Source organism: Longimicrobium sp. (genome assembly GCF_035474595.1).
In the GTDB taxonomy this organism is placed as follows: Bacteria; Gemmatimonadota; Gemmatimonadetes; order Longimicrobiales; family Longimicrobiaceae; genus Longimicrobium.
Map to the genome: position 1 here is coordinate 120,494 of NZ_DATIND010000044.1, position 24,859 is coordinate 145,352.

Here is a 24,859-nt window from a genome sequence, read left to right on the forward strand (position 1 = left end):
CTGCGACTTCAGTCGCCGGTAAGTGGCCAGCCTCCGCACATGAGTCGGCGGCAGGCACCGATTCTTCCCTGAAACCTGCTTTGGGGGATGGAGATGCGGAGATGGCGCGACCGCGTCGGTATCTTCATCTCCATACGTTATCGGTATCGATGGATATGGATTTGTGGATTGGACATATGTGCGCGGCGCTGCTAATCTCCTAGCACCATCTGTTTGCGCGACCCACCCGCCTGTCATGGAGCCCCGCCCGATGCGCTTCTCCCGAAGCATCTTCCGTCTTCCGCTCGTCCTTGCTGCCGCGGCGGGGTGCGCGACCGCGGCCGTGCCCGCCGCCACCGCGCCCGAGGCGGGGAGCGGAGCGCCGTCCCGGCCGCTCGCCGTCACGGGCGGGCGGGGGATCGACCCGGCGAACATGGACACCACGTGCAAGGCGTGCCAGGACTTCTACCGCTACGCCAACGGCGGCTGGCTGGACGCGAACCCCATCCCCGCCGACCGCTCCACCTGGAGCAGCTACGACGAGGTGGGCGACCGCACCACGGCCACCCTCCGCCAGATCCTGGAAGACGCGGCCGCGACCGCCGCGTCGCGCCCGGGGACGCTGGAGGGGCGGCTGGGCACCTTCTACGCGGCCTGCATGGACACCGCGCGCGCCGAGGCCGACGGCGCCGCGCCGGTGCAGGGCGACCTGCGGCGCATCGCCGGGCTGCGCGACCGCGGCGCGATCCTGGGCGAGGTGGCGCGGCTGCAGCGCGCGGGGATGGGCATCCCCTTCGCCTTCTTCGCCACGACGGACGACCGCGACGCCACGCGCAACATCGCCTCGGTGTGGCAGAACGGGCTGACGCTTCCCACCGCCGAGTACTACCTGCGCGACGACTCGGCCTCGCGCGCGCTGCGCGACGACTACCGCCGCCACGTGGCGCGGATGCTGGTCCTTGCCGGCGCGCCGCAGGCCGCGTCCGACGCCGACGCCGCGCGGGTGCTGGAGATGGAGACGCAGCTCGCGCGCGCATCCATGACGCCGGTGCAGATGCGCGACCCCGAGGCCGTGTACCACAAGCTGGCGCCTGCCGGGCTGGCCGCGCTCACGCCGCACCTGGACTGGCCGGCCTTCCAGCGCGCGCTGGGCATCCCCGCCGCGGCGGAGGTGAACGTGGGCCAGCCCGAGTACCTGCGCGCCGTGGACCGCCTCCTGGCCGAGGCGCCGGTGGAGGCGTGGTCGGCGTACCTGCGCTGGCACGTGCTGAACTCCGTGGCCAGCTATCTGTCGAAGCCGCTCTCCGATGCGGACTTCGCCTTCGACCGGCACTTCTCCGGCGCGGCCCGGCGCGCGCCGCGGTGGCGCCGGTGCGTGGGGCTGACCAGCGGCGAGATGGGCCCGGCGCTCGGGCGGCTGTACGGCCAGCGCGTGTTCACCCCGGCGGCGCGGGCGCGCGCCGAGGGAATGATCGCCAACCTGCGCGCGGTGCTGCGCGAACGGATCTCCGGGCTGGAGTGGATGGGGCCGGAGACGCGCGCGCGGGCGCTGGAGAAGCTGGCCACGCTGGAGGCGCGGCTGGGCTACCCCGAAACCATCCCCGACTACAGTGCGCTGCGGATCGAGCCCGGCTCGCTCATCCCCGCCATTCGCGCGGTGGAGGCGTTCGAGACGGCGCGCAACTGGGCCAAGATCGGCCAGCCGGTGGACCGGTCGGAGTGGAGCACGGTGCCGCAGCGGGTGAGCGGGAGCTACAACCCGGTGCGCAACACGCTCACCTATCCCGCGGCCAAGTTCCAGCCGCCCTTCTTCGACCCCGAGGCCGACGACGCGGTGAACTACGGCGCGCTGGGAAGCACCATCGGCCACGAGATCTCGCACGGCTTCGACGACGAGGGACGGCAGTACGACGCCCAGGGCAACCTGCGCGACTGGTGGACGGCCGAGGACGCGGCGCGCTTCAACGCCCGCGCCGACCGGATGGTGGCGCAGTACAACGGCTACGTGGCGGTCGACACGGTGCACGTGAACGGGCGGCTGACGCTGGGCGAGAACATCGCCGACCTGGGCGGGGTCACGCTGTCGTACTACGCGCTGCAGCGGGCGCTGGCCGGCAAGCCGCGGCCGCTGATCGACGGGCTGACGCCGGAGCAACGCTTCTTCATCTCCTGGGCTCAGAACTGGCGCAACAACACGCGCGAGGCATCGGCCCGCACCTCGGTGCGCACCGACCCGCACGCGCCGGCGCGCTGGCGGGTGATCGGCCCGCTCTCCAACCTCCCCGAATTCGCGCGCGCTTTCGCCTGCAGGCCCGGCGACCCCATGGTGCGCCCCGACAGCGTCCGCGTGGAGCTGTGGTGATGGAGATGAGAAGAAGATGATGATGACGAGATTCGTCCGCGCTTCCGTGCTGGGTCTCGCGATCGCGGCGATGCCGGGCCGGGCGGCGGCGCAGGGGGATGCGGAAATCGCGTGGTCGATCGCCCCCACCGGCCGGATGGCGGCGGACACGCGGATGATCACCTTCCGCTACCCCGCGGAGGGTGGACGCACCGGGAGCACCGGCTCCGCGCGCTCGGTGGACGAGATGGCGGGGCTCGATGCGGCCGCGCTCGCCGGCCCGGCCGAATCCCCCGTGCGCTTCACCCTGGCGGGCGATCCGGGGCGGCTGGAGTGCGAGGGGACGGCGGGCGGCGGGCGGGGCTCCGGCCGGTGCGCGTACCAGCCGGCGCCGGGCTTCGCGGGGGAGATGGAGCGCCTCGGCGCGCCGCGTCCGTCGTCCGCCGACCAGCTGGAGCTGCTGATCCACGGGGTGGAGCTGGCTCAGATGCGCGAGCTGCGCCGCCTGGGCTATCGCGACCTGGAGCCGGACCGGCTCATCGCCATGCAGATCTTCTACGTCACCCTCGATTTCGCGCGCGAGGCGACGGCGTTCGGCGACCCGGACCGCTCGCTGGACGAGCTGGTGAGCCTGAAGCATGGCGGCGTTTCCCTCGCGTACCTTCGCGCCCTGCGCGAAGCGGGCTACACGCGCCTCACCTTCCGCCAGATCGAGGAGATGCACCGGCATCGCACCCGGTGATCTGAACAGATGGGGTTCACGCAGAGACGCGGAGCCGGGGAGAACTCTCCGCGGCTCCGCGTCTCTGTGTGCCAGGCAGTTTGAAGCGTCAGCCCCGCGCGCGGGCGGCGTCGCGCAACGCGGCGGCGAATCGCTCCCCTGCGGGCGGCAGGTCGTCGGCGCGGTGGCAGAGGGCGACGAGGGTGGTGCGGTCGGCCGGCCCGGTGAGCGCCGCGTAGGCCACGCCGCCCCAGCGCAGCCGCCGGAACGACGCCGGCGCCAGCGTCACCCCCAGCCCCGCCTCCACCAGGCCGACGATGGTGAGCCATTCGTGCGCCTGCTGCACGATCCGCGGCTCGAACCCCGCCGCCCGGCAGAGCGCCGCCACGCGGTCGTGCAGCCCCGGCGCCACCGCGCGGTGGAAGTGCACGAACGGCTCGTCCGCCAGCGCCGCCAGCGCGATCTCGTCGCTCCCGGCGAGCGCGTGGCCGGGCGGGAGGACGGCCACCAGCTCCTCGTCCATCAGCACCTCGCGCGCGATCCCCTCCTCCGGCGGTGGCTCGCGCGCCACCGACACGTCGATCGTCCCGTCGCGCAGCGCGGCGGCGTGCGCGGCGGACGGGAGCTCGCGCAGGCGCAGCTCCACGCCCGGCGCGGCGTCGCGGAAGGCGCGGATCGCGGTGGCCAGCAGCGCCGGCAGCGTGGACGCGGCGAAGCCGACCGCAAGCACGCCCGACTCGCCCCGCGCGGCGCGGCGGGCCTCGTCCATCCCCCGGTCCGCCTGCGCGATGAGCCGCCGCGCGTGGGCCAGCAGCACGCGCCCGGCCTCGGTGAGCTGCACGCGCGGGCGGCGGACCAGGAGCGGCGCGCCGACGACCGCCTCCAGCCGCTGGATCTGCTGCGTGAGCGGCGGCTGCTGGATCCCCAGCCGCTCCGCCGCGCGGCCGAAGTGCAGCTCCTCCGCGACCGCCACGAAGTAGCGCAGGTGGCGGAGCTCGGGCGTCCGGTTCATCGCGAGGGGATGGGATCGGCGGGCGTGAGGAACGGCGCGGATGCGGACCAACGTAGCCGCCGCCGCATCCCGGCGACAACAGCGCCGCGTCGGAGGGTCGGGGAACAGGAAAACGGAAAAAGGCGAGACGCGGCCGCGTCTCGCCTTCTTCTTCTGGTGCGCCCCGCGTTCCGCGCCAACGGGTCCCCCGGGGCGCGGGAGATCCACATCACCGCGCCCGGTCGTTCATCCTTCCCCCGCTCCCCGCGGCCGGCGAACCGGCGCCGGTCAGGCCTGCGGCGGGCCGGCCTCGTTCGGCACGCGGCGGCGCGTGCCGTCGTCGCGCATCAGCCCCCCGAAATACTGATGCTTCCCCTTCTCCGCGGCGCGAGCGGGCCGGTCGAACGGCGTGGCGCCGAACACCGAGTTCCACATGCGCTGCAGGAACGAGCCGCGCGGGTCGGCGCCGGGCGTCTGCACCGGGACCGCGTGCGAGGGTCCGAGCGGAAGCGCGTCGTCTTCGCGGGGCGAGAGGGCCTGCGGGTCGTTGGGCGTGGGCATGGTACCTCGTTCTCGAGAGGGCCTGCGCGGCCGCCGCGGAAGACGGCCGTCCACTCCATACCCCCCGATCCGGAAAGGGTCCGTTTCTGTTTACCGCACCCGCACGGTCACCCGCACCGGCGTGCCGTCCGGCGCGGGAAGCTCCAGGTGGCGCACGCGGCGCCAGGGCTGGCGGAGGTAGCCCTTGATGGCCATCGACTCGGTCATCACCCGCTCGTCGCGCGGCAGGGCGCGCAGCACCTCGTCGCTCATCAGCACCACCAGCTTGGCGCGCGGGCGGGTGATGGAAACGTTGAAGCGGTGCGGGTCGAGAAGGAATTCCGCCTCGCGCTCGGCGTACTCGCGGTCGGCCACGGCGTACGAGACCACGATCATCTCCCGCTCGTTCCCCTGCATCCGCTCCACGGTGTCGACCACGGGAAGCTCGCCGTACGCCCAGCCCAGCGTGGCCAGCTCGTGCAGGATGGCGCTGTTCTGCGCGCGGTGCGGCGAGAGAATGGCCAGCGCCTGCTCGCGGAACCCGTCGGCATCGTACGCCGCGCCGGTCGCGGGATCGCGCAGCCCCGCGCGCGCCAGCGTGGCGATCCGCGCCGCCAGCCGCGCCTCGAACGGGTTCCGCGCCGTCCCCCGGAAATCCGCGTACGTCAGGAAGACGACGGAGTCGCGCGCATCGAACACCATCTCCCACAGCAGCCGGTCGATGGGATCGGCGAGGTCGACGGACTCGGGCGCGGTGAGGAGGCGCCGCTCGGGGACCATCGACACCAGGCCCGGATAGAAGATGCGGCGCGGGTAGCCGACCAGGGCGGCGTTCATCCGCCGGCTCTCGCGCAGCGCCAGCCGCCCGAAGCGCGCGGCGAAGTGCGCGAACGCCGAGCCGAACAGCGTTTCCGCGTCGTCGTAGCTGCCGCGCACGATGGGCGCGAGCTGGCGGTCGTCGCCGCACACGATCACGCGCCCGCCGCGGCGGATGGACGAGAGGGCGATCAGCGCATCGGCCACCTTCATCTGCGACGCCTCGTCGATCACCACCACGTCGAACATGGGCGACACGGGGACGTCGGCCCCCGCGTCCTCGTCCGCCGCGTCGTTCGAGGCCGCGCGCATCCGCTTCCACAGCGACCACACGGTGGAGCCGACGACCACGGGAAGCGCGGTCTCGTCGGACTCGGCCAGGACCGCCTCCAGCCGCTCGTCGCTCACCAGCTCCACGCCGGCGTCGCCCGCCTCGCGGTCGGCCTCGCTCCCGCGCCCCTCCAGCTTCACCAGCCGCAGGGGGGATGGGATCAGCTCGCGGGCGACGCGGACCAGCACGTTGGCGATGGCGCGATGTGTGGCCGCGCTCACCAGGATGCGGAGCGGCTTCCCCGCGGCCCGCGCGGAGGCGGCCAGGCCCAGGAGCGTCCACGCCAGCAGGTACGTCTTCCCCGTTCCCGGCGGGCCCCAGATCACCGTCACCGCGCGCTCGAAGGCGGCGCGCCAGGCGGCCTCCTGCTCGGCGTTCAGCACCGGGCGCCCGGCGCGCGCCACCGTCTCCGCCCATCCCGCGTCCGCGTCCAGCGGCGCCAGCAGCCACTCGGGGGAGATGGCTCCGTCCAGCAGCCCGCGGACAAAGCGCGCCTCGCCGTGACCGTCGGCCAGGTGGCGGAGGGTGGAGACGACGCGGCGGGTGTTGAAGTCGGCCTCGGCGCGGTCCAGCACGCAGCGGAAGTCGAACTTCAGCAGCCCTTCCTTCTTCAACCGCTCGAACCCGTAGTCGCTGGCGAGCGTGACGCGCGGCGGATCGTGCGCCAGGTCGTACGCGGCCAGCTCCACCATCAGCTTGCGGCGCAGCCACGGCTTGCGGTCCGTTTCCGCCAGCATCTCGCCGTTGTCGTTGGTCAGGACCAGCGCGAACTCGCCGGGGCGGAACTTGGCCTCGCGGCACTCGGGGTCGAACTCGAACACCCACTCGCGGTCGCTCACGCGCTCCACCGGCTCCAGCCCGGTGATGCACTCGAAGCGGCGCGCCCGGTCGCGCGAGGGGAGCGTGTGCAGCGCGCGGATGGAGAGCGCCTCGGCCGCCGCCTCCAGCTCGGTGAAGATGCGCAGCGCCTCCAGCGTCGCATCCGGGATCGGCGTGGCCGACGTCGCGGGCGCGGGGCCGCCGCCCTCCATCCGCATCCGCGGGACGCGGGCGCGCGACGCCTGCTCGCGCACGCCGCGGACGACGGAATCCACCGCGTCGAGCTTGGCCGCCACCGTGCGCTCGATCTCCGCGCGCACCTCGTCCCCCGTCTCCTCGCCCCGCTCCGTGGCGTGCGGGCGGGCGCGCCAGACGTTGTGGATGCGCTCGAAGGCCACCTGGCTGCTGAGCGGCCACCCGTAGTCGGCGCGCGGATGCCAGGCGTGCGCCCGCTCCGCCGGCTTCAGCGCGGCCGAGACGGCGGCGAGGTCGAGGGCGTAGGCGACGGGGAGCGCGAAGAGCTCGGAGACGGCGTCCACGACGACGGTTCCCGGCGCGGCGGCGGCGGCGCGGAGCCCGGCCGAGGCGCCGGCGGTGGAGGGAAAGACGAGGCCGGCCAGCGCGGCGATCCCCGGCTGCGCGGCGGGGTCGGACATGTGGCGGTGCAGCACGCCGCGCAGCAGCTCCAGCTCCTGCCGGTCGTAGACGAAGACGTGCAGCGCCTTCTCCGCGCGCCCGCCGCCGTTCCCCGTGCCCAGCATGGCCACCGCCGTGTCGCGGAGGCGGGCCAGGAAGCCGCGCAGCATCTCCCCCTCGCCGCGCGCGGAGCCCTCGCGGCTGACGACGACGTCCGCCTGCGGGCGCGCCCCGGCCCGCTCCGCGCGGAAGCCGAGCGCGAACACCGTTCCGCTCACGGGGTCGCCCTCGGCGGAAAGAACCACGCGCACGCGCTCGCCGCCGCCCAGCAGGTGCGTCTGCTTCTCCTGCTCCACCAGCTTGCGGTAGGAGAGCGCCTGCGCCCGCTTCTTCAGGCTGGACTCGGCCGATTCAAGCGCGTGGCACCCGGTGTAGGTGTCGCCGCGGATGCCGCGCAGGTTCAGCTGCTTCACCGTGGTGATGCCGCGCCCGCGCAGCACCTGCCGGGCGAGCGGGGTGATGCCGGGAACGCGCGACACGTCGTCGGTCGCGTCGGCCTCGGCGCGGCAGTGCTGGAAGAAGCCGCACCCGGCGCACGCGGGCGACAGGTGCCACGCCGCCTCCTCGGCCCGCAGCGCGGCGATGCGGGGCAGCTCCTCGCGCAGGAAGCGCCCGACGTGGTGGCGGTACGCGGCCAGCGCGAAGCGCCGCGGTGCGCGCGAGCCGCGGTTCCACACCCACCCCCAGCGCGTGTCCACGCGCGCGTCCACCCCGGTGGCGCGGACGATCTCCTCCAGCACCATCGTGTAGAAGGCCACCTGCGCGAAGTGGTGCACCGCGCGCTCGCGCGAGAGCTTCACGTCGATCACTCCCAGCCGCAGCCGCCCGTCGGGCCACCGCCCGATGCGCACCAGGTCCGGCTGCGCGGCGGCGAAGTCCAGCGGCAGCGCGGGGTCGATCCCCCAGCGCGCGGCGAAGGCTTCGGGGTCGGGGATCTCGAGCCGGGGCTGCACCAGGAACTTCACCGGGCCGGGATCGCACAGCGTTTCCAGCACCGCCGCGAAGTCCAGCGGCCGCGCGTCGCCCGCCGGCGTGAAGCCGGCCACGCGCACCGCGTCCGGGCCGAAGCGGCGGGCCAGCGCGGCCGTCTTGCGGCGCTCGAACGCCTTCCCCGCCGCGCCCAGCAGCCCCATCCCCGGACGCACGTGCTGCGGCGGGGCGTCACCCGCGGGCGCCAGCTCCCACCGCAGCTTCCGCTCGCAGCGAAAGCGGAAGAACTGCGCGAGCTGGGTTCCCGTCAGGCGCATGGGCGTGGTTGCCGCGGGGCTGCTCATCGGCAGGATGGCGGTCCTTCGAAAGTGGGGCGGAAGACAGGTATCCTCCTCCGCGCCTGATAAACGCGAAAGCGGACGAAGTTCGCCGGAGCGATGCACATCCCCCCAAAAGACCGCAGCCCCGGCACCTGCGCCGGGGCTGCGGGGTCGGTCCGGCGATGCCGCGGCCGGAAGGGCCTACCAGAACCCGAAGGTGCCGGGGGCGCGGCTGGGGCGCGCGGTGGTCTCCCCCATCTGCTCGGGAAGCTGGTAGCTGCGCCCGTCGCGCGTGGCGAAGTAGATGTGCGACACCGAGCGGGCCAGCGTGTTGCCGTCGGCCCAGAAGGCGTAGAAGCCGGGGTCCGCGTTCACCGGGCCGCGCGCGTAGGTCTGGTTCATGGCCCCGGGGCTGATCCCCATCTCCCGCGTCCAGGTGAGCCCCTGGTCGGTGCTGCGCAGGTACACCATCGACCCGCCGGTGGTGTACGGCTGCGGCCCCGGGTCCATCGGCGCCACCACGCGCCAACTCCCGTCGCTCTCCAGGTACAGCGAGCCGTGGTCGTAGGCGTGGTCGCTGGCGGCCACGTCGCGGTACACCCACTCCGTGCCCGTCCACCGCGCCGTGTGCCACATGCGCGGCACCGCCGACGGGCCGGGAAGGTAGGTGCTGGTGGTCAGGTACAGGATCACCGGGTGCCCCTGCTCGTCGAACTTCAGGTCCTTCAGGTACACCAGCAGTCCCTCTGCCTGGTAGTCGCGCACCAGCGCCGGGTTCTTCGGCGTGGTCACCGGCAGCGTAACCGGCGCGCCCTGCACGGTGGTCCAGGTGGCGCCCAGGTCGCTGCTCTCCAGGTAGTACAGGTTGGTGCGCCCGTTCAGCCCCGTGGCGTTGGGGTGGAAGTCGAACACCGTGCCCACCCGCGAGCCCTGCGCCCAGCTCACCTGGTAGTCGCCCCGCTGGATCAGCGCCAGGCGCCGCGGCTCGGCCCAGGTGGAGCCGTCGGTGCTGCTGGAAACGTAGAGCGCGCGGTAGTTGTACTGCTGGTAGCGCGTGTGCAGCCACACGATTCCCTGCGGCGTGGCCCACGGCTGCGAGTACGAGAAGATGTCGCTGCGCACCCGCCGGAACGCCTCGGTCGAGTACGGGCAGGTGCTGCGGTAGATGTACGATTTGGCGAAGGTGCTGTCGGACGGGCTCTGCTCCAGCCCGTTCCCGTGCGCGTTGGCGAACACGTACAGGTACCCCTGCGCGTCCATCGACAGCGTGGGGTTGAAGTGCCCGTCGGTGGAGGTGCGCGTGAGCACCTTCGTGGGGCGCGGAACGGTGCCCGTGGCGTGGTCGTAGTACGACACCATGTCGGTCAGCTGCCCGCCCGAGTCGCCGCCATACGCGAAGAAGGTGCGCCGCGCGCGCGCCGAGTAGATGGCCATCGGCACGATCTGCTGCGGATAGGTGCCCAGCCCGCCGCTGTACTTCCAGCGGTACGGCCCGGTGACCTCCTCGTTGGAGTACCAGATCCCGCGGTAGCCGGTCTCGTGCGCGTGGATGGCGTTCAGGGTGTCGGTGCAGGGGGGCAGCCCCTGCTCGGCGGGGTCGGCGGGGGGCGTCGTGGAGGCGCCCGTGGGCTCGGCGCACGCCGCCACGGCGTACGCCAGCGCGCAGCAGGCCGCCGCGCGGAGAAGTCTGCGAGTCATCGGGGCAGGAACGGGGGAACCGCGGCGGGTGGCCGCGGGTGGGGAACGGACGACGGATGCGGGTGGTGAGTGCGGGCAAAGATGCCGCAGTTCCGGGGCATCGTCAAGGTCTGCAACAGGGCCGGAACGTCCGGATTCCGGCGGCCCCCGCCGCGGCTGGAAATCTCCCGCAAAAGCCTTGGGGGATGGGGATGGGAGGTACCCGGGCGGACCCGCATCGCCGCGCTTGCGTGCACGCGTGAGAATCGGTATCATTCAGGTCCGGATGAAATCGATTCTCATCTTCACCCGCAGTCCCGACCGATGCTGCTGAAGCGCATCTTCTCCCGCACCAGGGCAACCGCGGCGCCTGCGCGCTGCGCTGGCTGCCCGCTGGCCGCCTGCGCGAGCGGGTGCCAGGCCGCGGTGCTGCGGATGGAGTGCGACGACCACGAGGCGCACCGCCTGCGCGGGCTGGGGCTGTTCGAGGGGAGCTGCGTGCGCGTGCTGGACTCGCAGAACGGCATGCTGCTGGAGGTGAAGGGGTCGAAGCTGGCGCTGGGCCGCAAGCTGGCCGACGCCATCACCGTGCTCCCCTTCGGGGCCTGACGCCTTGGCGCGAAGCCTGTCGGCGCTGGAGCCGGGGGAGCGGGGAAGGGTGACGCAGGTCGGCGGCGACGCCGACGCCGCGCGCCGGCTGATGGACCTGGGGCTGATCCGGGGGACCACGGTGGAGGTGATCCGCCGGGCGCCGCTGGGAGACCCGATGGAAGTGCGCCTCCGCGGCTTCATGCTTACCCTGCGCCGCGCCGAGGCGGAGCACATCACGGTGGAGTAGATGGACCTGATCGAGGCCGGGGCGCCCCCGGCCACCCGCGCACCCTCGCCCGCCCAAGCGCGTGGCGGGGGTTTGCTGCATGTGGCCCTGGTCGGCAACCCCAACACGGGAAAGAGCACGCTCTTCAACGCGCTGACCGGCATGCGGCAGCGCGTGGGCAACTATTCCGGGGTGACCGTGGAGCGCGTCGAGGGCCGGTACCGCGACGCCGCCGGGCGCCCCGTGTCGGTGCTCGACCTTCCCGGCACCTACTCGCTCTCGGCCAACTCGCCGGACGAGGAGATCGCGCTGGCCGTGCTCCAGGGGCGCGCCGAGGGCGTCGACATGCCCGACGTGGTGGTCGTGGTGGTGGACGCGCAGAACCTGGAGCGCAACCTGTTCCTGGCCAGCCAGGTGCTGGAGCTGGGGCTTCCCGCCGTCATCGCGCTGAACCAGGTGGACGCCGCGCTGGCGGCCGGCATCCGCGTGGACCCGGTGGAGCTCACGCTGGAGCTGGGCGCCCCCGTCGTCGCCACGGTGGCCACCAGGGGCGAGGGGCTCGAGCTGCTGAAGCAGGCCGTCGGCAGGGCGGTGGATCTCCCTCCGGCGGAGCGCCACTTCGAGCTCCCGGCCGAGGCCGCCGCGGTGCTCCGCCCGCTGGAGGCGTGCCTCGTCGCCGGCGGGCTGAACCCGTCGGCCGCGGGGATGGAGGCGCTGCGGCTGCTGGCGGTGAACACCATCGGCCCGCACCTGGCGCACGTGGCCGGGCTGGCGGACGCCGTCGAGCGCGCGCGCGCCGGCGCCGAGGCCGCCGGCGTCTCGCCGCGCTCGCTGGAGGCCGAGGCGCGCTACGGCTGGATCGCCGACGTGGTCGAGCGCACGACGACGCGGACGGCGACGGGGAAGAAGACGCTCACCGACCGCATCGACGCGGTGGCCCTGCACCGCGTGTGGGGGCCGCTCGTCTTCGTGCTGCTGATGGCGCTCGTCTTCCAGAGCATCTTCTCGTGGGCCGAGCCGCTCATCGGCCTGGTCGAGGGGCTGTTCAACGGGCTGGGGAGCGCCGTCGGATCGATGCTCCCGGCGGGCGACCTGCGCTCGCTGGTGGTCGACGGCGTGATCGCGGGGGTGGGCTCGGTGCTGGTCTTCCTCCCCCAGATCACCATCCTCTTCCTCTTCATCGGCATCCTGGAGGACAGCGGGTACATGGCCCGCGCGGCCTTCATCATGGACCGCTTCATGAGGAGCGTGGGGCTGCACGGGCGCTCCTTCATCCCCCTCCTCTCGGGCTACGCCTGCGCGGTGCCGGGGGTGATGAGCACGCGGACGATCGAGAACCCCAAGGACCGGCTGGCGACCATCCTGGTCCTGCCGCTGATGAGCTGCTCGGCGCGCATCCCCGTGTACACGCTGCTGATCGGCGCCTTCATCCCGCCGGTGGCCGTGGCGGGGATCTTCAACCTGCGCGGCGTGACGCTGCTGGCGATGTACCTGCTGGGAACGCTGACCGCGCTGGGGATGGCGGCGGTGTTCAAGAAGACGCTGCTGAAGGGGCGCGCACGGCCGCTGATCATGGAGCTGCCGCCGTACCGCCTGCCCAGCCCGCGCTCGCTGGCCATGTCGGTGGGGCACCGCGCGTCCATGTTCATCCGCCGCGCGGGCACGGTCATCCTCTCGCTCTCCATCGTCCTGTGGGCGCTGGCCACGTTCCCGCGGTCGCACCCCGCGCCGGGGTTGACGGAAGAGGCGGCGCAGGAGCAGCAGCTGGCCAACAGCGCGCTGGGGCGGATGGGGCGCGTGATCGAGCCCGCCGTGCGCCCGCTGGGGTACGACTGGAAGATCGGGGTGGGGATTGTGAGCAGCTTCGCCGCGCGCGAGGTGTTCGTGTCGACGATGGGCACCATCTACGGCATCGGCTCCTCCGCCGACGGCACCAGCGGCGCGCTGCGCGAGAAGCTGCAGGCCGAGCGCAACCCGCGCACCGGCGGCCCCGCGTACACGCCGCTGATCGCCACGGGGCTGATGGTGTTCTACGTGTACGCGCTGATGTGCATGAGCACCATCGCGGTGGTGGTGCGCGAGACGGGCGGGGGGCGCAAGGGGATGCAGTGGGCCGCGTTCCAGTTCGCGTACATGCTGGCGCTGGCGTACACGGCCGCGTTCATCGTGTACCGCGGCGGCCTCCTCCTCGGCTTCCACTGATCGGCCGGGCGACCCCAGGAGACGTCATCCTGAGGTCGCCGCCGCACCGAATCGGACGGATGCGCCAGAGTCTGGCGGCGGCCGAAGGATCCATGGCAGGCTCCGGCACTCAGCCTGGAGAAGAGAGGGGATGATGGATTCGCAACTTCTGCAGACGTTCATCGTCGGGCTGATCGTGCTGGCCGCGGCGTTCTTCATCGGCCGCCGCGCCTGGCGCACCGTGTCCGCCGCGCGCGCGCCGAAGGGCGGCAGTGGCGGTACGGGATGCGGCAGCGATTGCGGCTGCGGCCACTGAGCGGCTGGCCGCCGGTGCTCCGCACCCGCCGCCCAGCCGATGCTTTTGCAGCATCCGGAGGCGCCCACGGCATGGGAGCAGCCGTTGCAGAGGATAATTCCCGCATCTATTCTTCAAGTGTTCCGATTGGCACAGCTCGTCTGGCCAGTCCAATTCGTAGTCCCGAGCAGGGAGTCCTCATGAAGAAGAAGCTGACGCTGGACGTGACCACGCTTCGCATCGAGCCGTTCGTGCCTTCGGCGGCCGGTTCGCCGGTCTACGGAACGATCAACGGCTACGAGGGGATGGCCCTGTCGGGCACGTCGCTCTGCAAGCCTACGTTCACGGATGCGCAGCTCTGCGGTCCCTTGACCACGTACCGCTGCGCCTGACGCAGCCCCGGTCACCGCTTCCGCCTTTGGTCCGGCGGGGGACGCCACGAAGCGAGGGCCGGCATCGCGACGATGCCGGCCCTCGATCCATATCCTCACCGCACTTCCGCACTTCCGCACTTCCGCACTTCCGCACTTCCGCACTTCCGCACTTCCGCACTTCCGCACTTCCGCACTTCCGCACTTCCGCACTTCCGCACTTCCGCACTCTCGTACTCCTCGTACTTCCCTTATCGCGCCGTCACCAGCTGCCCGTTGCGCACCATCCCGACCGCGACCTCCTTGCCCACGACGTCGCCGTTGCGGTCGAACTTGATGGTGCCGGAGACGCCCTCGAAGGCGGCGCGGCCCATCCCGATCCCCGCCACGTAGTCGCGGATCTGGCGGCGGCCCGTGCCCGCGTTCTCGATCGCGTCCTTCAGCATGTAGATCACGTCGTACGTCATCGCCCCGCGGTGGTCCGGCAGCTCCCGGAAGCGCTCGCGGTACGACTGCACGAACTGCTGTGCCTTGGGCGCCGGCCGGTCGGGGAGGAAGGCGGAGGAGACGTACACGCCCTCGGCCACGGCGCCGCCGTCCTTCACCCCGGTCAGCCCGTCGCTCCCCAGGATGGGCCCGGTGAAGCCCAGCCGCCGCGCCGCCGCGATGATCTTGATCCCCTCCGGCGCCTGCCCGCCGATCACCAGCGCGTCGGCGCCGCGGCGGAAGGCGCGCTGCAGGTACGGGTCCAGCGCCCCCGCGTCGCTGTACACGGCGGGGAGGAAGGGGTCGCGGCTGACCACCGCACCACCGCCCCGGCCGAAGGCGTCGGCGAAGGTGGCCATCACCCCCTGCCCGTAGTCGTCGTTGGCGTACAGCACCGCGGCGCGGCGGCGCCCCAGCCGCGCCGCCCACCGCGCCAGCGCCGGCGAGAACTCCAGGTCGGTGGGGCAGATGCGGAAGGTCCAATCCCCCGCGCCGGTCAGCTGCGGGCTGCTGGAGGCGGGGGAGATCTGCACCACCGGCGAGCCGCCCACGCTGTCGTTGTTCACCGCGTTGTAGATGGTGGCCGCCTTCAGCGACGCGGCCGAGTTCACGTGGCCGACCACCGCCACCACCGCGGGGTTCTCGCGCAGCTTCTTCGCCACCTCGATGGCCTTCGACGCGTCGCCCTCGTCGTCGCCGAACTCCAGGCGCACGTGGCGGCCGCCGATGCCGCCGCGGGCGTTGATCTCGTCGGCGGCCATCTGCGCGGCCAGCTTCATGGAGCGGCCGTTGGGCTTCTCCAGCGGCCCGGCGATGCCGATCACCACCTCGCCGCCGGACTTGCGGCACCCCGCCAGCGCGGCGGCGGCAAGGAGCGGAAACAGAACCAGTTTGCGGATGTTCATCAGGCTTGCGTGAGGCGCACGGCCGTGTCTTCGGTCGCCGCCGTCGTTCGTGACGGGGACCCGCCAGGGTCGGCGGGGGCGGGACAACGATCTACGGGACTTCGGGACTCCACCTGCTCGACTCCGACCTGCTCGACCCTGCCTACTCCAGCTCCACCCCGCCCACCGCTGCGCGCACCTCGCCCAGCCAGCCGGGCTGCGGGAGCCGCGCGGTGCGGTAGGCCTCCTCCAGGCTCTTCACCAGCGCCTCCAGCGTGGGCCGGTGGCGGGCGGGCGACAGGTCCTGCACCAGCACCCGCAGCACCGCCATCGCACTTTCCGCCGTAAGTCCGCTCTCCAGCCTCCCGGGGCCGTGCAGCACGTACCACCGCTCGACCCTGCGGCGGGTGGCGGTGAGGGGGTGGCCGCTCTCCAGGAACTTCTGCAGCCCGGTGGGGCTCATCCCCACCTGTCGCGAAACGTGCCGGAGCGACGTGGCCGCGATCTCGTCGCGGAGCGCCTGCCTCAGCAATGCGACGGATGTGACCGCGCTGTTCGACACCATTGACGCGGGGCGGCGGGAGAGCTATACTTCAGCCCTGTCCACTTTGTCCACTTGTTGCGGGAGCTACCTACAGGTTAGGACGCCGGACCGGTGCGCGTCAAGAGGAGCGCCCCACGGCGGCTCGCGCAACGCGGAGAACGCGCGGCCCCGGCCGCGCCGGGCGACGGAGAGGGAGATGGAGAAGGACATGGAGACGGTGACGGAAAAAAAAGCGGTACACAGGGCGCGTGTCTCACGCCGTAGCGCTTCGCGGCGGTGGTGCGTTCCGCCCGCGCTGCAGCACGAGCCCGACGAGCTGCTCGAGGCCGTGCAGGTGCTGCAGGAGATGCCCACCCCGGTGGGCGCCATCCTCTGGCAGTCGGTGCGCGACGTGACGCTGTGGGCCGAGATCGCCGAGGACGAGCGCGACGAGCTGTTCGGCATCAACGCCGCGCACCGGCGCCTGAACGAGCTGCTGGCCGCGGGCGCCGAGCCGTCGCTGGAGGTGTCGCTCACCACGCTGGCGGCGCTGGTGGGCTCGCCCGCCACGGCCAACCCCGAGATCGTGTCGCTGGTGTGCCAGCAGATCGCGCGGTGGGCCGAAGGGCGCGGCGCGTGGGGCACGGCCATGGCGTACGCGCAGGCCGCGGCGCTGGCCACGCCGCTGGAGGCGGGGCCCGCGCTCTTCGCGGGGAGCCTGGCGCTGCGCTGGCGGCGGAGCGCGCGCGCGGAGACGTGGCTGCGCCGGGCGATCGGGCTGGCGCGGCGCGGGCGCGTGTGGGAGGCGTACGCGCAGGCGTACGTGGAGATGGGCGCGCTGTACACCCGCCGCGGCCAGCCGGGAACGGCGCACCGCTTCTACGTGCAGGGGCTGCGCGCGGCGCGGCGCCACGGGCTGATCCTGATCCGCGGGACGGCGCTGCACGGGATGCTGCTGCTGGCGCTGGAGGCGGGGCACCTGGACGACGCCGAGCGGTACGCGCGCGGCGCCATGCGCGCGTACGGACGCGGCCACCCGCGGCTCTCGGAGCTGCTGCACGACGTGGCGTTCCTGTTCGTGCGCAAGGAAAGCTACTCGCGCGCCATCCCCATGCTGCAGAAGCTGCTGCCGTCGCGGGTGGAGCCGGTGGAGCGGGCGCTCACTCTCTCCATCCTGGCCCACGCCGCCGCGGGCGACGAGAACCAGCGGCTGTACCAGGAGGCGTGGATGGACGCGTGGTCGCTCATCAACCGCAACCCGGCCGAGGCCGACCGGCACGCCCGCGCGCTGCTGGAGCTGGCGCGCGCCTCCACGCTGTTCCGCGACTGGGCGCACGTGGAGCAGGCCGTGCGCCTGGCCACCTCCGCCGCCACCCCGCATACCGAGCCCGTCCTCACCGCCCAGGTCGACGAGCTCGCCGCCGCACTGCGCTCGCGGCGGGGGTGATCCCGGTGCGGGTGATCCCGGCGCGGTTCCCAGCATCCCCTCCACCCTCCACCTCCCACCCGGCGAATGAATTCGCGGGCAACAACAGCACAAAGTCCCTTCGGGACTGCCGCCTGACCTGGGGGGTGATGAGCCCGCCGCGGTGCGGGGGAGATTCATATCACATCCGGGAACGATGAGGGCCGGCATCGCGGCGATGCCGGCCCTGACGTACTTCCGCACTCACGCACTCACGCACTCACGCACTTTTGCACTTTCCTCAGTCCGGATCGTCGCAGCCCTTCCGCAGCTCGTTCTTCACCCGCTTCCAGGTGCCGCCGTCGTCCTTGCGGTAGGTGACGCGCTGCACGCGGCGGCAGATGCCGGTGGGCCAGACGCGGCGGTCGGTGGCGTAGCTGGTGATGGTGGCGGCGATCTCGCGGTTGTCGGCCTTCACCATGTTCAGGTGCAGCATCACCCCGTACCCCTTGATCCACCGGCCGCCGGTGAAGCCCGCCATGGCCTCGGGGGTGGCGGCCACGGTGCCGGTGTCCTCGAGCATGATGGCTTCCTGCGGCTTGCCGATCTTCTGCGCGCCGGGAACGCCCAGGTGCGCCATCACGCTGTCGCGCTCCAGCCGGGTTTCGGTGAGCTGCCAGCCGCCGCCCGCGAACGAGTTCACGTCGATCCAGAGCGGCCCCTGGGGCGGCTTGGGGGTGGCGGCCTGCCGGGCGTCGGCGTCGGCGAAGCGCACCAGGTCGGGAAGGAAGGCGTAGAAGTCCTGCGCGGTGTAGTCGCGCCCGCCGCAGGCGGCGAGCGTGGCGAGCAGGAACAGGGCGAACGGTCGGACGCGCTTCATCACGTCTCCGGGCGTGGCACGGTGGATGATCCGGGGCATCAGCATGCTACACCTCGCGGGCGGCGGCGCAACCGGCGCCCTTCCCGCGGGGCGGCGCAGGGCGATACAATCTCCCCCGCGTTCCGGTTCCCCGCGATCCCCTTTGGACGAAGCGAGCGATGAAGTTCTGGAGGCTGGCCCCCCGGCACGACACCCTGTGGTGGTGCGTGGAAGGCAAGGACCCGTGGTCGCCGTACCGCGAGCGCGCGTTCGGCTTCGTGGTGCGCGCCGAGGACGGCGAGGCCGCGCGCTGGCTGGCGCACGAGGCCGGCGGCAAGGAGAACGAGACCATCGACGGCGTGGCCCCCTGGCTGGACGCCAACTACAGCACCTGCGAGGAGCTGCGCGACGACGGCAATGCCGAGGTTCTGCTCGTCAACTTCCGCCATTAGAAGAGAAGTGCGGGAGTGCGTGAGTGCGGAAGTGCGCTGGCTCCGTGCGAATAGCAGGCTGCTGCGCTAAAAACGCACTCCCGCACTTCCGCACTTTTTTGCTTCGTCTCCCGAACGCATCGCCGCGGCGGATTCTGACGAAGCTGAAACTCTCCCGCGGCATCCGCCGTACGGTCGAATGCGGAGGCGGTGGGGACACCCGCCCGAGGGGACGGTGGACGTCCACCGCACACACGACTTTCTAGATCAAGGCCGCAATGGCCGGGGAGATACAGATGTTGGAGCAGATCCACGCGACCGCCGAGGACCAGCGCAAAACGCAGGTGATCGTGGCGCTGGGGATGGTGATGTTCGGCCTCTACGCGCTGGCGAGCGCCGCGCTGGGCGGCTGGAGCGGGCTGGCGACGGTGGGAGCGATGGTCGGCGTCGGCGGCGGCGCGCTGCTGGCCGTGGTCCGCAGCCACCCCACGTACGCCACCAAGCGCTTCGCCCACTGAGCGAGCGCGGGGCGCAGCATGACGAAAGGGACCCGGGTGGCCGGGTCCCTTCGTCGTTGACAGAAGTGCGGAAGTGCGTGAGTGCGTTCCGGCGCGCGGCAGAGCTTCTCTCCGCACGGAACCAGCGCACTTCCGCACTCACGCGCTCACGCACTTCGGTTCATCACACCCACGTCCGCTGCAGCGCGCCCACGCCCTGGATGCGGTCCTCGGCCAGGCGGTCCGCGGCCTGGTAGGTGGGCAGGCCCTCGGCCTCGCTGAGCTCGAAGAGGCGCAGGAGCGTGGTGTAGATCTCGCCCGCCTTGCGCATCGAGCGCTCCGGCGTCCACTGGTTCAGCTCGCCGCAGACGTTGATCAGGCCGCCGGCGTTGATCACGTAGTCCGGCGCGTACAGGATCCCGCGGCGGTGCAGCTCGTCGCCATGGCGCTCCTCGGCGAGGACGTTGTTCGCCGCGCCCGCCACGACCTGCACCTTCAGCACCTTCAGCGTGTCGTCGTTGATGGTGGCGCCCAGCGCGCTCGGCGCGTACACGTCCGCCTCGACGGCGTAGATCTCGTCGGGGCCGACCGCGGTGGCGCCGAAGTCGTGCACCACCTTCTGCACGCGCGCGGCGTCGATGTCGGTAACCACCAGGCGCGCGCCCTCGCCCGCCAGGTTCTGGCAGAGGTAGTAGCCCACGTGGCCGACGCCCTGCACGGTGATGGTGCGGCCGCTCAGGTCGTCGCTGCCGAACCGGTGCTTCGCGGCGGCCTTGATGCCGCGGTACACGCCGTACGCGGTGACGGGGGACGGGTCGCCCGACGCGGCGGCGCGGCCGGTGACGTGCTCCGTCTCCATCGCCACGAACTCCATGTCGTCCACCGAGGTGCCGACGTCTTCCGCGGTGATGTAGCGCCCCTTCAGCGTTTCCACCGCGCGGCCGTGCGCGCGGAAGATGGCCTCGCGGTCGGTCGCGCGGTTGTCGCCGATGATCACGCTCTTGCCGCCGCCCAGGTTCAGCCCCGCCACCGCCGCCTTGTACGTCATCCCCCGCGACAGCCGCAGCGCGTCGATGAACGCCTCGCGGTCGTTGTTGTACTGCCAGAAGCGCGTGCCGCCCAGCGCCGGCCCCAGCACGGTGTTGTGGATGGCGATGATCCCCCTGTACCCGCAGGACGGCTCGTTCCAGAAGACCACCTGCTCGTGGCCGTGCTCGTTGATCAGCTCGAAGAATTCCATTCCCGTTTCCGTCTGTCCGGGTGTAGATCGTGGCGCCGGTCATGGCCGGCGGTCTTGCTGGAGGCCCTTTCGTCCCGCTCCGGCGGCCGCCTACCGGTACAGCTCGCGCGCGATCACGGTGCGCTGGATCTCGCTCGTCCCCTCGTAGATCTCCGTGACCTTGGCGTCGCGGAACAGGCGCTCCACCGGGTACTCCTTCATGTACCCGTATCCCCCGAACACCTGCACGGCTTCGGTCGTCACGTACATGGCCGTCTCGCTGGCGAAGAGCTTGGCCATCGAGGCCAGCTGCACCGCCTTCTCCCCGGTTTCCTTCGCCTCGCCGGCGCGGTGGAGGAGGGCGCGCGCGGCCTCGATGCGCGTGGCCATGTTCGCCAGCTTGAACTGCATCCCCTGAAAGTCCCGGATGGCGGTGCCGAACTGCTTCCGCTCGGCCGCGTACGCCAGCGAGTGCTCCAGCGCCGCCTGGGCGATGCCGATGGCGAGCGCGCCGATCCCCAGGCGCCCGCCGTTCAGCCCCTGCAGGGCGTAGATGAAGCCCTGCCCGGGCTCGCCCAGCAGCTGGTCGTCGGGGACGAACATCTCGCGGAAGGCCACGCCCACCGTTTCGGATGCGCGCTGCCCCATCTTGTCTTCCTTCTTGCCGACGATGTAGCCCTCGGCGTCCGTGGGGACGATGAAGGCGCCGATCCCCTTGGCGCCGCGCCGGTCGTCCGGCGTGTCGGTGCGCACCATGGTGACGGTCACGTCGCCGAAGCCGCCGTTGGTGACCCACGCCTTGGCGCCGTTCAGCACCCACCCGCCGTCGACCTTCCGCGCCTGCGCCGCCATCGACGCGGCGTCGGAGCCGGAGTCGGGCTCGGAGAGCGAGAAGGCGCCCAGCAGCTCGCCCCGCGCCATCGGCCGCAGCCAGCGCTCCTTCTGCGCGCCGGTGCCGTGGGCGAGGATCATCTGCGTGGGCAGCGAGTTGTGCACGCTCATGGCGACGGCCACCGACGCGTCGCCGCGGGCGATCTCCTCCAGCGCGATGAGGTAGCTCGTGGTGTCGAGCCCCAGGCCGTCGTGCTCCTCGGGGATGAGCATCCCCAGGAAGCCCAGCTCGCCCAGCTTGGCGACCACGTCGCGCGGGAGCTCGCCCTCGCGGTCCCACGCTTCCGCGTGCGGGCGGAGCTCGTTCTCGGCGAACTCGCGGGCCAGGTCGCGGATCTGCTGCTGTTCCGGCGTCATTTGCTCATTCGTTGAACCATTGTGGACGAGGGAAAAACCATCCCGCCCCTCGCGCCGCTTCCGCCGCGCGCGAGGCCTCGCCCTCCTGCGTCTTCCGATCTGCCTACTCTCCCGATTCCTTCGGCCGCGCCTGGCGGAAGAGGGCGAGGATGGAATCCTCCGGCCCGCCCTCCAGCTGCTTCCGCGCGGCGGCGAAGGGCCAGACGGCGGTGTCGTCGGGCATGCGGACGATCCACGCCTCGCCGGTGTGGCGCCACTCGCCGGCGTACGCGGCGATCAGCGACTCGCCCAGCGCGGCGCCCACCAGCGCGGTGTACTGGTCCAGCAGCTCGGTCTCGACGGGGCGCGCGTTCTCGATGAAGGTGTCGACGAACGCCACCAGCGCCTCGCCGTACTCCGCCGGGCCGCCGTTTCCCTCGATCACCGCGCGGAAGCGCTCCGCCGTCTCCCGCAGCGCCTCCGTCGGATCCGCCTCCGGCGCGGCATCCTCGTCCACCCGGTCCCATGCGTCCCCGAAGGAGCGGAAGAGGGTGGCCAGGGAACCGCCGTCGCCCCCGCGCAGCCGCTCCTCGGTTTCGCGGAAAGGGTGCACGCGGCCGCGCTCGCCCAGCTCCACCGCCCACTCTCCGTCCGCGTCGCTCCACGCGCCGCCGTAGACGGCGATGAGCGACTCGCCCAGGAACGCCCCGACCAGCGCGGTCTGCACGCGCAGCTGGTCGGGCGATTCGACGGGGCGCACGGCGGCCACGTACTGGTCCGCCCACTCCACGCCGGCCGCGTCCAGCTCCAGCTCGCGGCCGGCGTCCTTCGCCAGCTTCACGAAGAGGTCCGACGCCTGGCGCAGGCGGGCGGGGTCGCTCACGGGGCGTACGAGTAGAAGCCCTCGCCCGTCTTGCGGCCCAGCTTGCCGGACGCGACGTACTTCCGCAACAAAGGGCACGGGCGGTACTTGTCGTCGCCCAGGCCGCGGTGCAGCACCTCCATGATGGCCAGGCAGGTGTCCAGCCCGATCAGGTCCGCGAGCGCCAGCGGCCCCATCGGGTGGTTCATCCCCAGCTTCATCACGGTGTCGATGGCCTCCTTCGTGGCAACACCCTCCATCAGGCAGAACACCGCCTCATTGATCATCGGCATCAGGATCCGGTTGGAGACGAAGCCCGGGTAGTCCTGCGCCTCGGCCACCGTCTTCCCCAGCTTCTCCGACATCTCCACGACCAGCCGCGTGGTCTCGTCGCTCGTCGCCAGCCCGCGGATGATCTCCACCAGCTTCATGACGGGGACGGGATTCATGAAGTGCATCCCGATGACCTTTTCGGGGCGCCTGGTCCGCGCGGCGATCTCGGTGATGGAGATGGAGGAGGTGTTCGTGGCCAGGATGGCGTGCGCGGGGGCCGCGGCGTCCATCTGCTCGAAGATGCGGAACTTGAGCTCCGTGTTCTCCGTCGCCGCCTCGATGACGAGATCGGCATCCGCGACGGCGGAGAGGTCGCTGGCGGCGGCGATGCGGCCCAGCGCGGCGTCGCGGTCGGCCTCGGACAGCGCGCCCTTCCTGATCTGCCGGTCCATGTTCCCGGCGATGGTCTTCCGCGCCGCGTCCAGCGCCTCGGCGCGCACGTCGATCATGGTGACGTCGTAGCCGCTCTGGGCGAAGACGTGGACGATGCCGTTCCCCATCGTCCCCGCGCCCACCACCGCCACCTTCCGGATATCCGCCATCGGTTGGTCTGCTCCGATTCGGGTGATTCGATTGATCTGCGTCTCAAGATGCCGCGCGGGCCCTCTCCCTCGCGGGCCCTCTCCCTGGCTGGCCCGGCGCGACTTCCGTCGCTTCGCCGGGCCGCCTGTCCCTCCCCCAAAACTGCCTGGGGGAGGGACGGGCTTCGGCGCGGCCTGCAACCTACAGCTCACTCCGCGGCTACACCGTGGCCGGAGGGAACGGCAGGATGCGGCCCAGCAGTCCCGCAGGGACTTTGTGCTGTTGTTGCCCGCCAATTCCATTGGCGGTTGCCGTGCTGTTGTTGCCCGCCAATTCCATTGGCGGTTGCCGTGCTGTTGTTGTCCGCCCATTCCATTGGCGGGACACCTGAGCCGCGCTCAGAGCACGGCCAGCAGGACGAAGTAGATCACGATCAGGCTCGCGCCCGCCGTGACCGTCCATGCGCCCGGGTTCCTGCGGCCGCGGGCGCGCGAGCCGTCGCGCGCCTGCCGCTCGCGCTCGATGGCGATGGTGGCGCTGCGGTGCTCCAGCACGTCGCGCAGCCCCAGGAAGCGCCCGCCCAGCAGCCCGCTTACGCCGAACAGCAGCACCATCACCCCGGCGCAGAACACCGCCAGCAGCCAGACGCGCGGCCGGTCCACCGCCGGGTCCATCCCCAGCGCGCGGAAGGGGAAGAGCAGCGGCACCAGCGCCGCGAACACCGCCGCGGCCAGCGGCGCGCTCCCCCAGAACACCAGCGCGCGCTTCACGCCGGCACCTCCACGAGTGAGCCGGTGCCGAGGCGGTCGTCCACCAGCGGCCGCAGCGCGCGCATCCGGGCGGACTCGCGCAGGCCGGGCCAGAGCAGGATGAGCGCCGCCAGCGCGAGGATCACGACCGTCGCGGCGATCCCCGCCTCCGGCCCGAAGTCGCCACCGGTGAGCCAGCGCGGGCCGATGGAAACCTCGTTGTACAGCGGCGTGTCGCGCGTCAATCCGCTCACCGGAAAGTCCAGCAGCGCCGACATGGTCCAGTTCCACCCCAGGTGCAGCGCGGTGCAGAACCAGAGCGAGCGCGTGCGGAGATACGCCGCGCCCAGCATCACCCCCGCCAGGAAGATGTTGGCCAGCGCCACCGCGTCGACCGCCGGGTTGCGCGCGTGCCCCAGCGCGAACAGCGCGCTGGAAAGCAGCAGCGCCGGCCAGGCGCCGATCCCCTGCACCAGCGCCTGGAACGCGTATCCGCGGAAGAGCGCCTCTTCGGCGGCCGCGGCCACGGCGAAGAAGACCAGCCCCTGTGCGAGAGCGGCGACATATTCGGTCGTGCTCCCCCCGTCGGCAACCCACCGCGCGGTTCCCGCCACCGCAAGGACGCCCCCGGCGAGCCCGATCGCCGCCGCGCCGAGCGCGAAGCCGATCCCCGCGTCGCGCGCGGCTTCCGGGTCCGCCGCGAAGCCCAGCGCGCCGATCGGGCGCCGGTCCACCAGCCGCAGCATCCCCCATCCCGCCAGCACCGCCGCGGCCAGCTCGACCGCCACCTGCGCGCCGAAGCTGGGGCGCACGCCGGCCGCCATCACCCCCGCGCCCAGCAGGGTGAGGAGGAAGAAGACGCCGCCGCACCACATCGCGATCCGCCACCCGGCGCGCACGCCGTACGGGCCGAAGAAGATGCGCTGCACCGGCGAGCGTCCCGGTGACGGGGCGCCGCCGGCGTTTCGATCGGGGGGATGGAGAACGGGTGCCTCGATGCTCAAGACGCCAATGATGGATGATGCTAAAAAGCGAGC

23 protein-coding genes are annotated in these 24,859 nt (G+C 72.0%); 10 read left to right on the forward strand and 13 right to left on the reverse strand.

Annotation, left to right across the window (positions count from 1 at the left end; genetic code table 11):
* Nucleotides 1–250: 250 nt before the first annotated feature.
* Both VLK66_RS07455 and VLK66_RS07460 read left to right on the forward strand, forming a co-directional pair.
* Nucleotides 251–2,341: a M13 family metallopeptidase gene (locus VLK66_RS07455; protein WP_325308757.1), complete on the forward strand. Its 2,091-nt coding sequence runs from the start codon at nt 251–253 to the stop codon at nt 2,339–2,341.
* Nucleotides 2,342–2,357: 16 nt separating this feature from the next.
* Nucleotides 2,358–3,062, forward strand: coding sequence for a hypothetical protein (locus tag VLK66_RS07460; RefSeq protein ID WP_325308758.1), 705 nt, complete (start codon nt 2,358–2,360; stop codon nt 3,060–3,062).
* An 88-nt stretch (nt 3,063–3,150) separates the two neighbouring features.
* Here VLK66_RS07460 and VLK66_RS07465 read toward each other — a convergent pair whose 3' ends face one another.
* The 4 genes from VLK66_RS07465 to VLK66_RS07480 all read right to left on the reverse strand — a co-directional run bounded on the left by VLK66_RS07465 (nt 3,151) and on the right by VLK66_RS07480 (nt 10,182).
* Nucleotides 3,151–4,053: a LysR substrate-binding domain-containing protein gene (locus VLK66_RS07465; RefSeq protein ID WP_325308759.1), complete on the reverse strand. Its 903-nt coding sequence runs from the start codon at nt 4,051–4,053 to the stop codon at nt 3,151–3,153.
* Nucleotides 4,054–4,320: 267 nt separating this feature from the next.
* The gene (locus VLK66_RS07470; RefSeq protein ID WP_325308760.1) at nt 4,321–4,593 is read right to left on the reverse strand and encodes a hypothetical protein; all 273 of its coding nucleotides are present in this window, start codon (nt 4,591–4,593) and stop codon (nt 4,321–4,323) included.
* Between the two features lie 90 nt (nt 4,594–4,683).
* Complete coding sequence (locus VLK66_RS07475; protein ID WP_325308761.1) at nt 4,684–8,508, reverse strand: bifunctional RecB family nuclease/DEAD/DEAH box helicase; 3,825 nt, start codon at nt 8,506–8,508, stop codon at nt 4,684–4,686.
* Between the two features lie 177 nt (nt 8,509–8,685).
* On the reverse strand, nt 8,686–10,182 hold the full coding sequence (locus VLK66_RS07480; RefSeq protein ID WP_325308762.1) for a BNR-4 repeat-containing protein: 1,497 nt from the start codon (nt 10,180–10,182) through the stop codon (nt 8,686–8,688).
* A 303-nt stretch (nt 10,183–10,485) separates the two neighbouring features.
* Between VLK66_RS07480 and VLK66_RS07485 the strand changes: the two genes are divergently transcribed.
* The 5 genes from VLK66_RS07485 (at nt 10,486) to VLK66_RS07505 (ending at nt 13,846) form a co-directional block, all read left to right on the forward strand.
* Entirely contained in the window at nt 10,486–10,770 is a 285-nt protein-coding gene (locus tag VLK66_RS07485; protein ID WP_325308763.1) for a FeoA family protein, read from the forward strand.
* A 4-nt stretch (nt 10,771–10,774) separates the two neighbouring features.
* Nucleotides 10,775–10,999, forward strand: a complete 225-nt coding sequence (locus tag VLK66_RS07490; RefSeq protein ID WP_325308764.1) for a FeoA family protein — start codon at nt 10,775–10,777, stop codon at nt 10,997–10,999.
* Nucleotides 11,000–13,180 carry a ferrous iron transport protein B gene (gene feoB / locus VLK66_RS07495; RefSeq protein WP_325308765.1) on the forward strand — a complete coding sequence of 727 codons (2,181 nt, stop codon included), beginning with the start codon at nt 11,000–11,002 and terminating at the stop codon, nt 13,178–13,180.
* 130 nt (nt 13,181–13,310) lie between these two features.
* Entirely contained in the window at nt 13,311–13,475 is a 165-nt protein-coding gene (locus VLK66_RS07500) for a hypothetical protein (protein WP_325308766.1), read from the forward strand.
* Nucleotides 13,476–13,654: 179 nt separating this feature from the next.
* Nucleotides 13,655–13,846 (forward strand): hypothetical protein, encoded by a 192-nt coding sequence (locus VLK66_RS07505; protein WP_325308767.1) that lies wholly within the window; start codon nt 13,655–13,657, stop codon nt 13,844–13,846.
* 230 nt (nt 13,847–14,076) lie between these two features.
* On the opposite strand, the gene VLK66_RS07510 is transcribed toward VLK66_RS07505, so the two are convergent.
* Nucleotides 14,077–15,216: an ABC transporter substrate-binding protein gene (locus tag VLK66_RS07510; protein ID WP_325308768.1), complete on the reverse strand. Its 1,140-nt coding sequence runs from the start codon at nt 15,214–15,216 to the stop codon at nt 14,077–14,079.
* A 142-nt stretch (nt 15,217–15,358) separates the two neighbouring features.
* Entirely contained in the window at nt 15,359–15,727 is a 369-nt protein-coding gene (locus tag VLK66_RS07515) for a hypothetical protein (RefSeq protein WP_325308769.1), read from the reverse strand.
* Nucleotides 15,728–15,935: 208 nt separating this feature from the next.
* Between VLK66_RS07515 and VLK66_RS07520 the strand changes: the two genes are divergently transcribed.
* Entirely contained in the window at nt 15,936–17,165 is a 1,230-nt protein-coding gene (locus tag VLK66_RS07520) for a hypothetical protein (RefSeq protein WP_325308770.1), read from the forward strand.
* Nucleotides 17,166–17,424: 259 nt separating this feature from the next.
* Here the strand turns inward: VLK66_RS07520 and VLK66_RS07525 are convergent, their stop codons facing one another.
* A complete protein-coding gene (locus VLK66_RS07525; RefSeq protein WP_325308771.1) occupies nt 17,425–18,003 on the reverse strand; it encodes a hypothetical protein in 579 nt (192 codons plus the stop codon).
* A gap of 158 nt (nt 18,004–18,161) precedes the next feature.
* Between VLK66_RS07525 and VLK66_RS07530 the strand changes: the two genes are divergently transcribed.
* Nucleotides 18,162–18,434, forward strand: coding sequence for a hypothetical protein (locus tag VLK66_RS07530; RefSeq protein ID WP_325308772.1), 273 nt, complete (start codon nt 18,162–18,164; stop codon nt 18,432–18,434).
* Nucleotides 18,435–18,709: 275 nt separating this feature from the next.
* On the forward strand, nt 18,710–18,931 hold the full coding sequence (locus VLK66_RS07535) for a hypothetical protein (protein ID WP_325308773.1): 222 nt from the start codon (nt 18,710–18,712) through the stop codon (nt 18,929–18,931).
* Nucleotides 18,932–19,094: 163 nt separating this feature from the next.
* On the opposite strand, the gene VLK66_RS07540 is transcribed toward VLK66_RS07535, so the two are convergent.
* From VLK66_RS07540 to VLK66_RS07565, 6 genes are all read right to left on the reverse strand, one after another.
* Nucleotides 19,095–20,150, reverse strand: a complete 1,056-nt coding sequence (locus tag VLK66_RS07540) for a Glu/Leu/Phe/Val dehydrogenase (protein WP_325308774.1) — start codon at nt 20,148–20,150, stop codon at nt 19,095–19,097.
* A 90-nt stretch (nt 20,151–20,240) separates the two neighbouring features.
* Nucleotides 20,241–21,377, reverse strand: coding sequence for an acyl-CoA dehydrogenase family protein (locus VLK66_RS07545; protein ID WP_325308775.1), 1,137 nt, complete (start codon nt 21,375–21,377; stop codon nt 20,241–20,243).
* Between the two features lie 103 nt (nt 21,378–21,480).
* Nucleotides 21,481–22,239, reverse strand: coding sequence for a hypothetical protein (locus tag VLK66_RS07550; protein ID WP_325308776.1), 759 nt, complete (start codon nt 22,237–22,239; stop codon nt 21,481–21,483).
* Nucleotides 22,236–23,093, reverse strand: a complete 858-nt coding sequence (locus VLK66_RS07555; RefSeq protein ID WP_325308777.1) for a 3-hydroxybutyryl-CoA dehydrogenase — start codon at nt 23,091–23,093, stop codon at nt 22,236–22,238. Before VLK66_RS07555 ends, VLK66_RS07550 begins: the two co-directional genes overlap by 4 nt.
* A gap of 378 nt (nt 23,094–23,471) precedes the next feature.
* Nucleotides 23,472–23,843: a hypothetical protein gene (locus tag VLK66_RS07560; protein WP_325308778.1), complete on the reverse strand. Its 372-nt coding sequence runs from the start codon at nt 23,841–23,843 to the stop codon at nt 23,472–23,474.
* Nucleotides 23,840–24,751 (reverse strand): CPBP family intramembrane glutamic endopeptidase, encoded by a 912-nt coding sequence (locus VLK66_RS07565; protein ID WP_325308779.1) that lies wholly within the window; start codon nt 24,749–24,751, stop codon nt 23,840–23,842. Before VLK66_RS07565 ends, VLK66_RS07560 begins: the two co-directional genes overlap by 4 nt.
* Between the last annotated feature and the right edge of the window lie 108 nt (nt 24,752–24,859).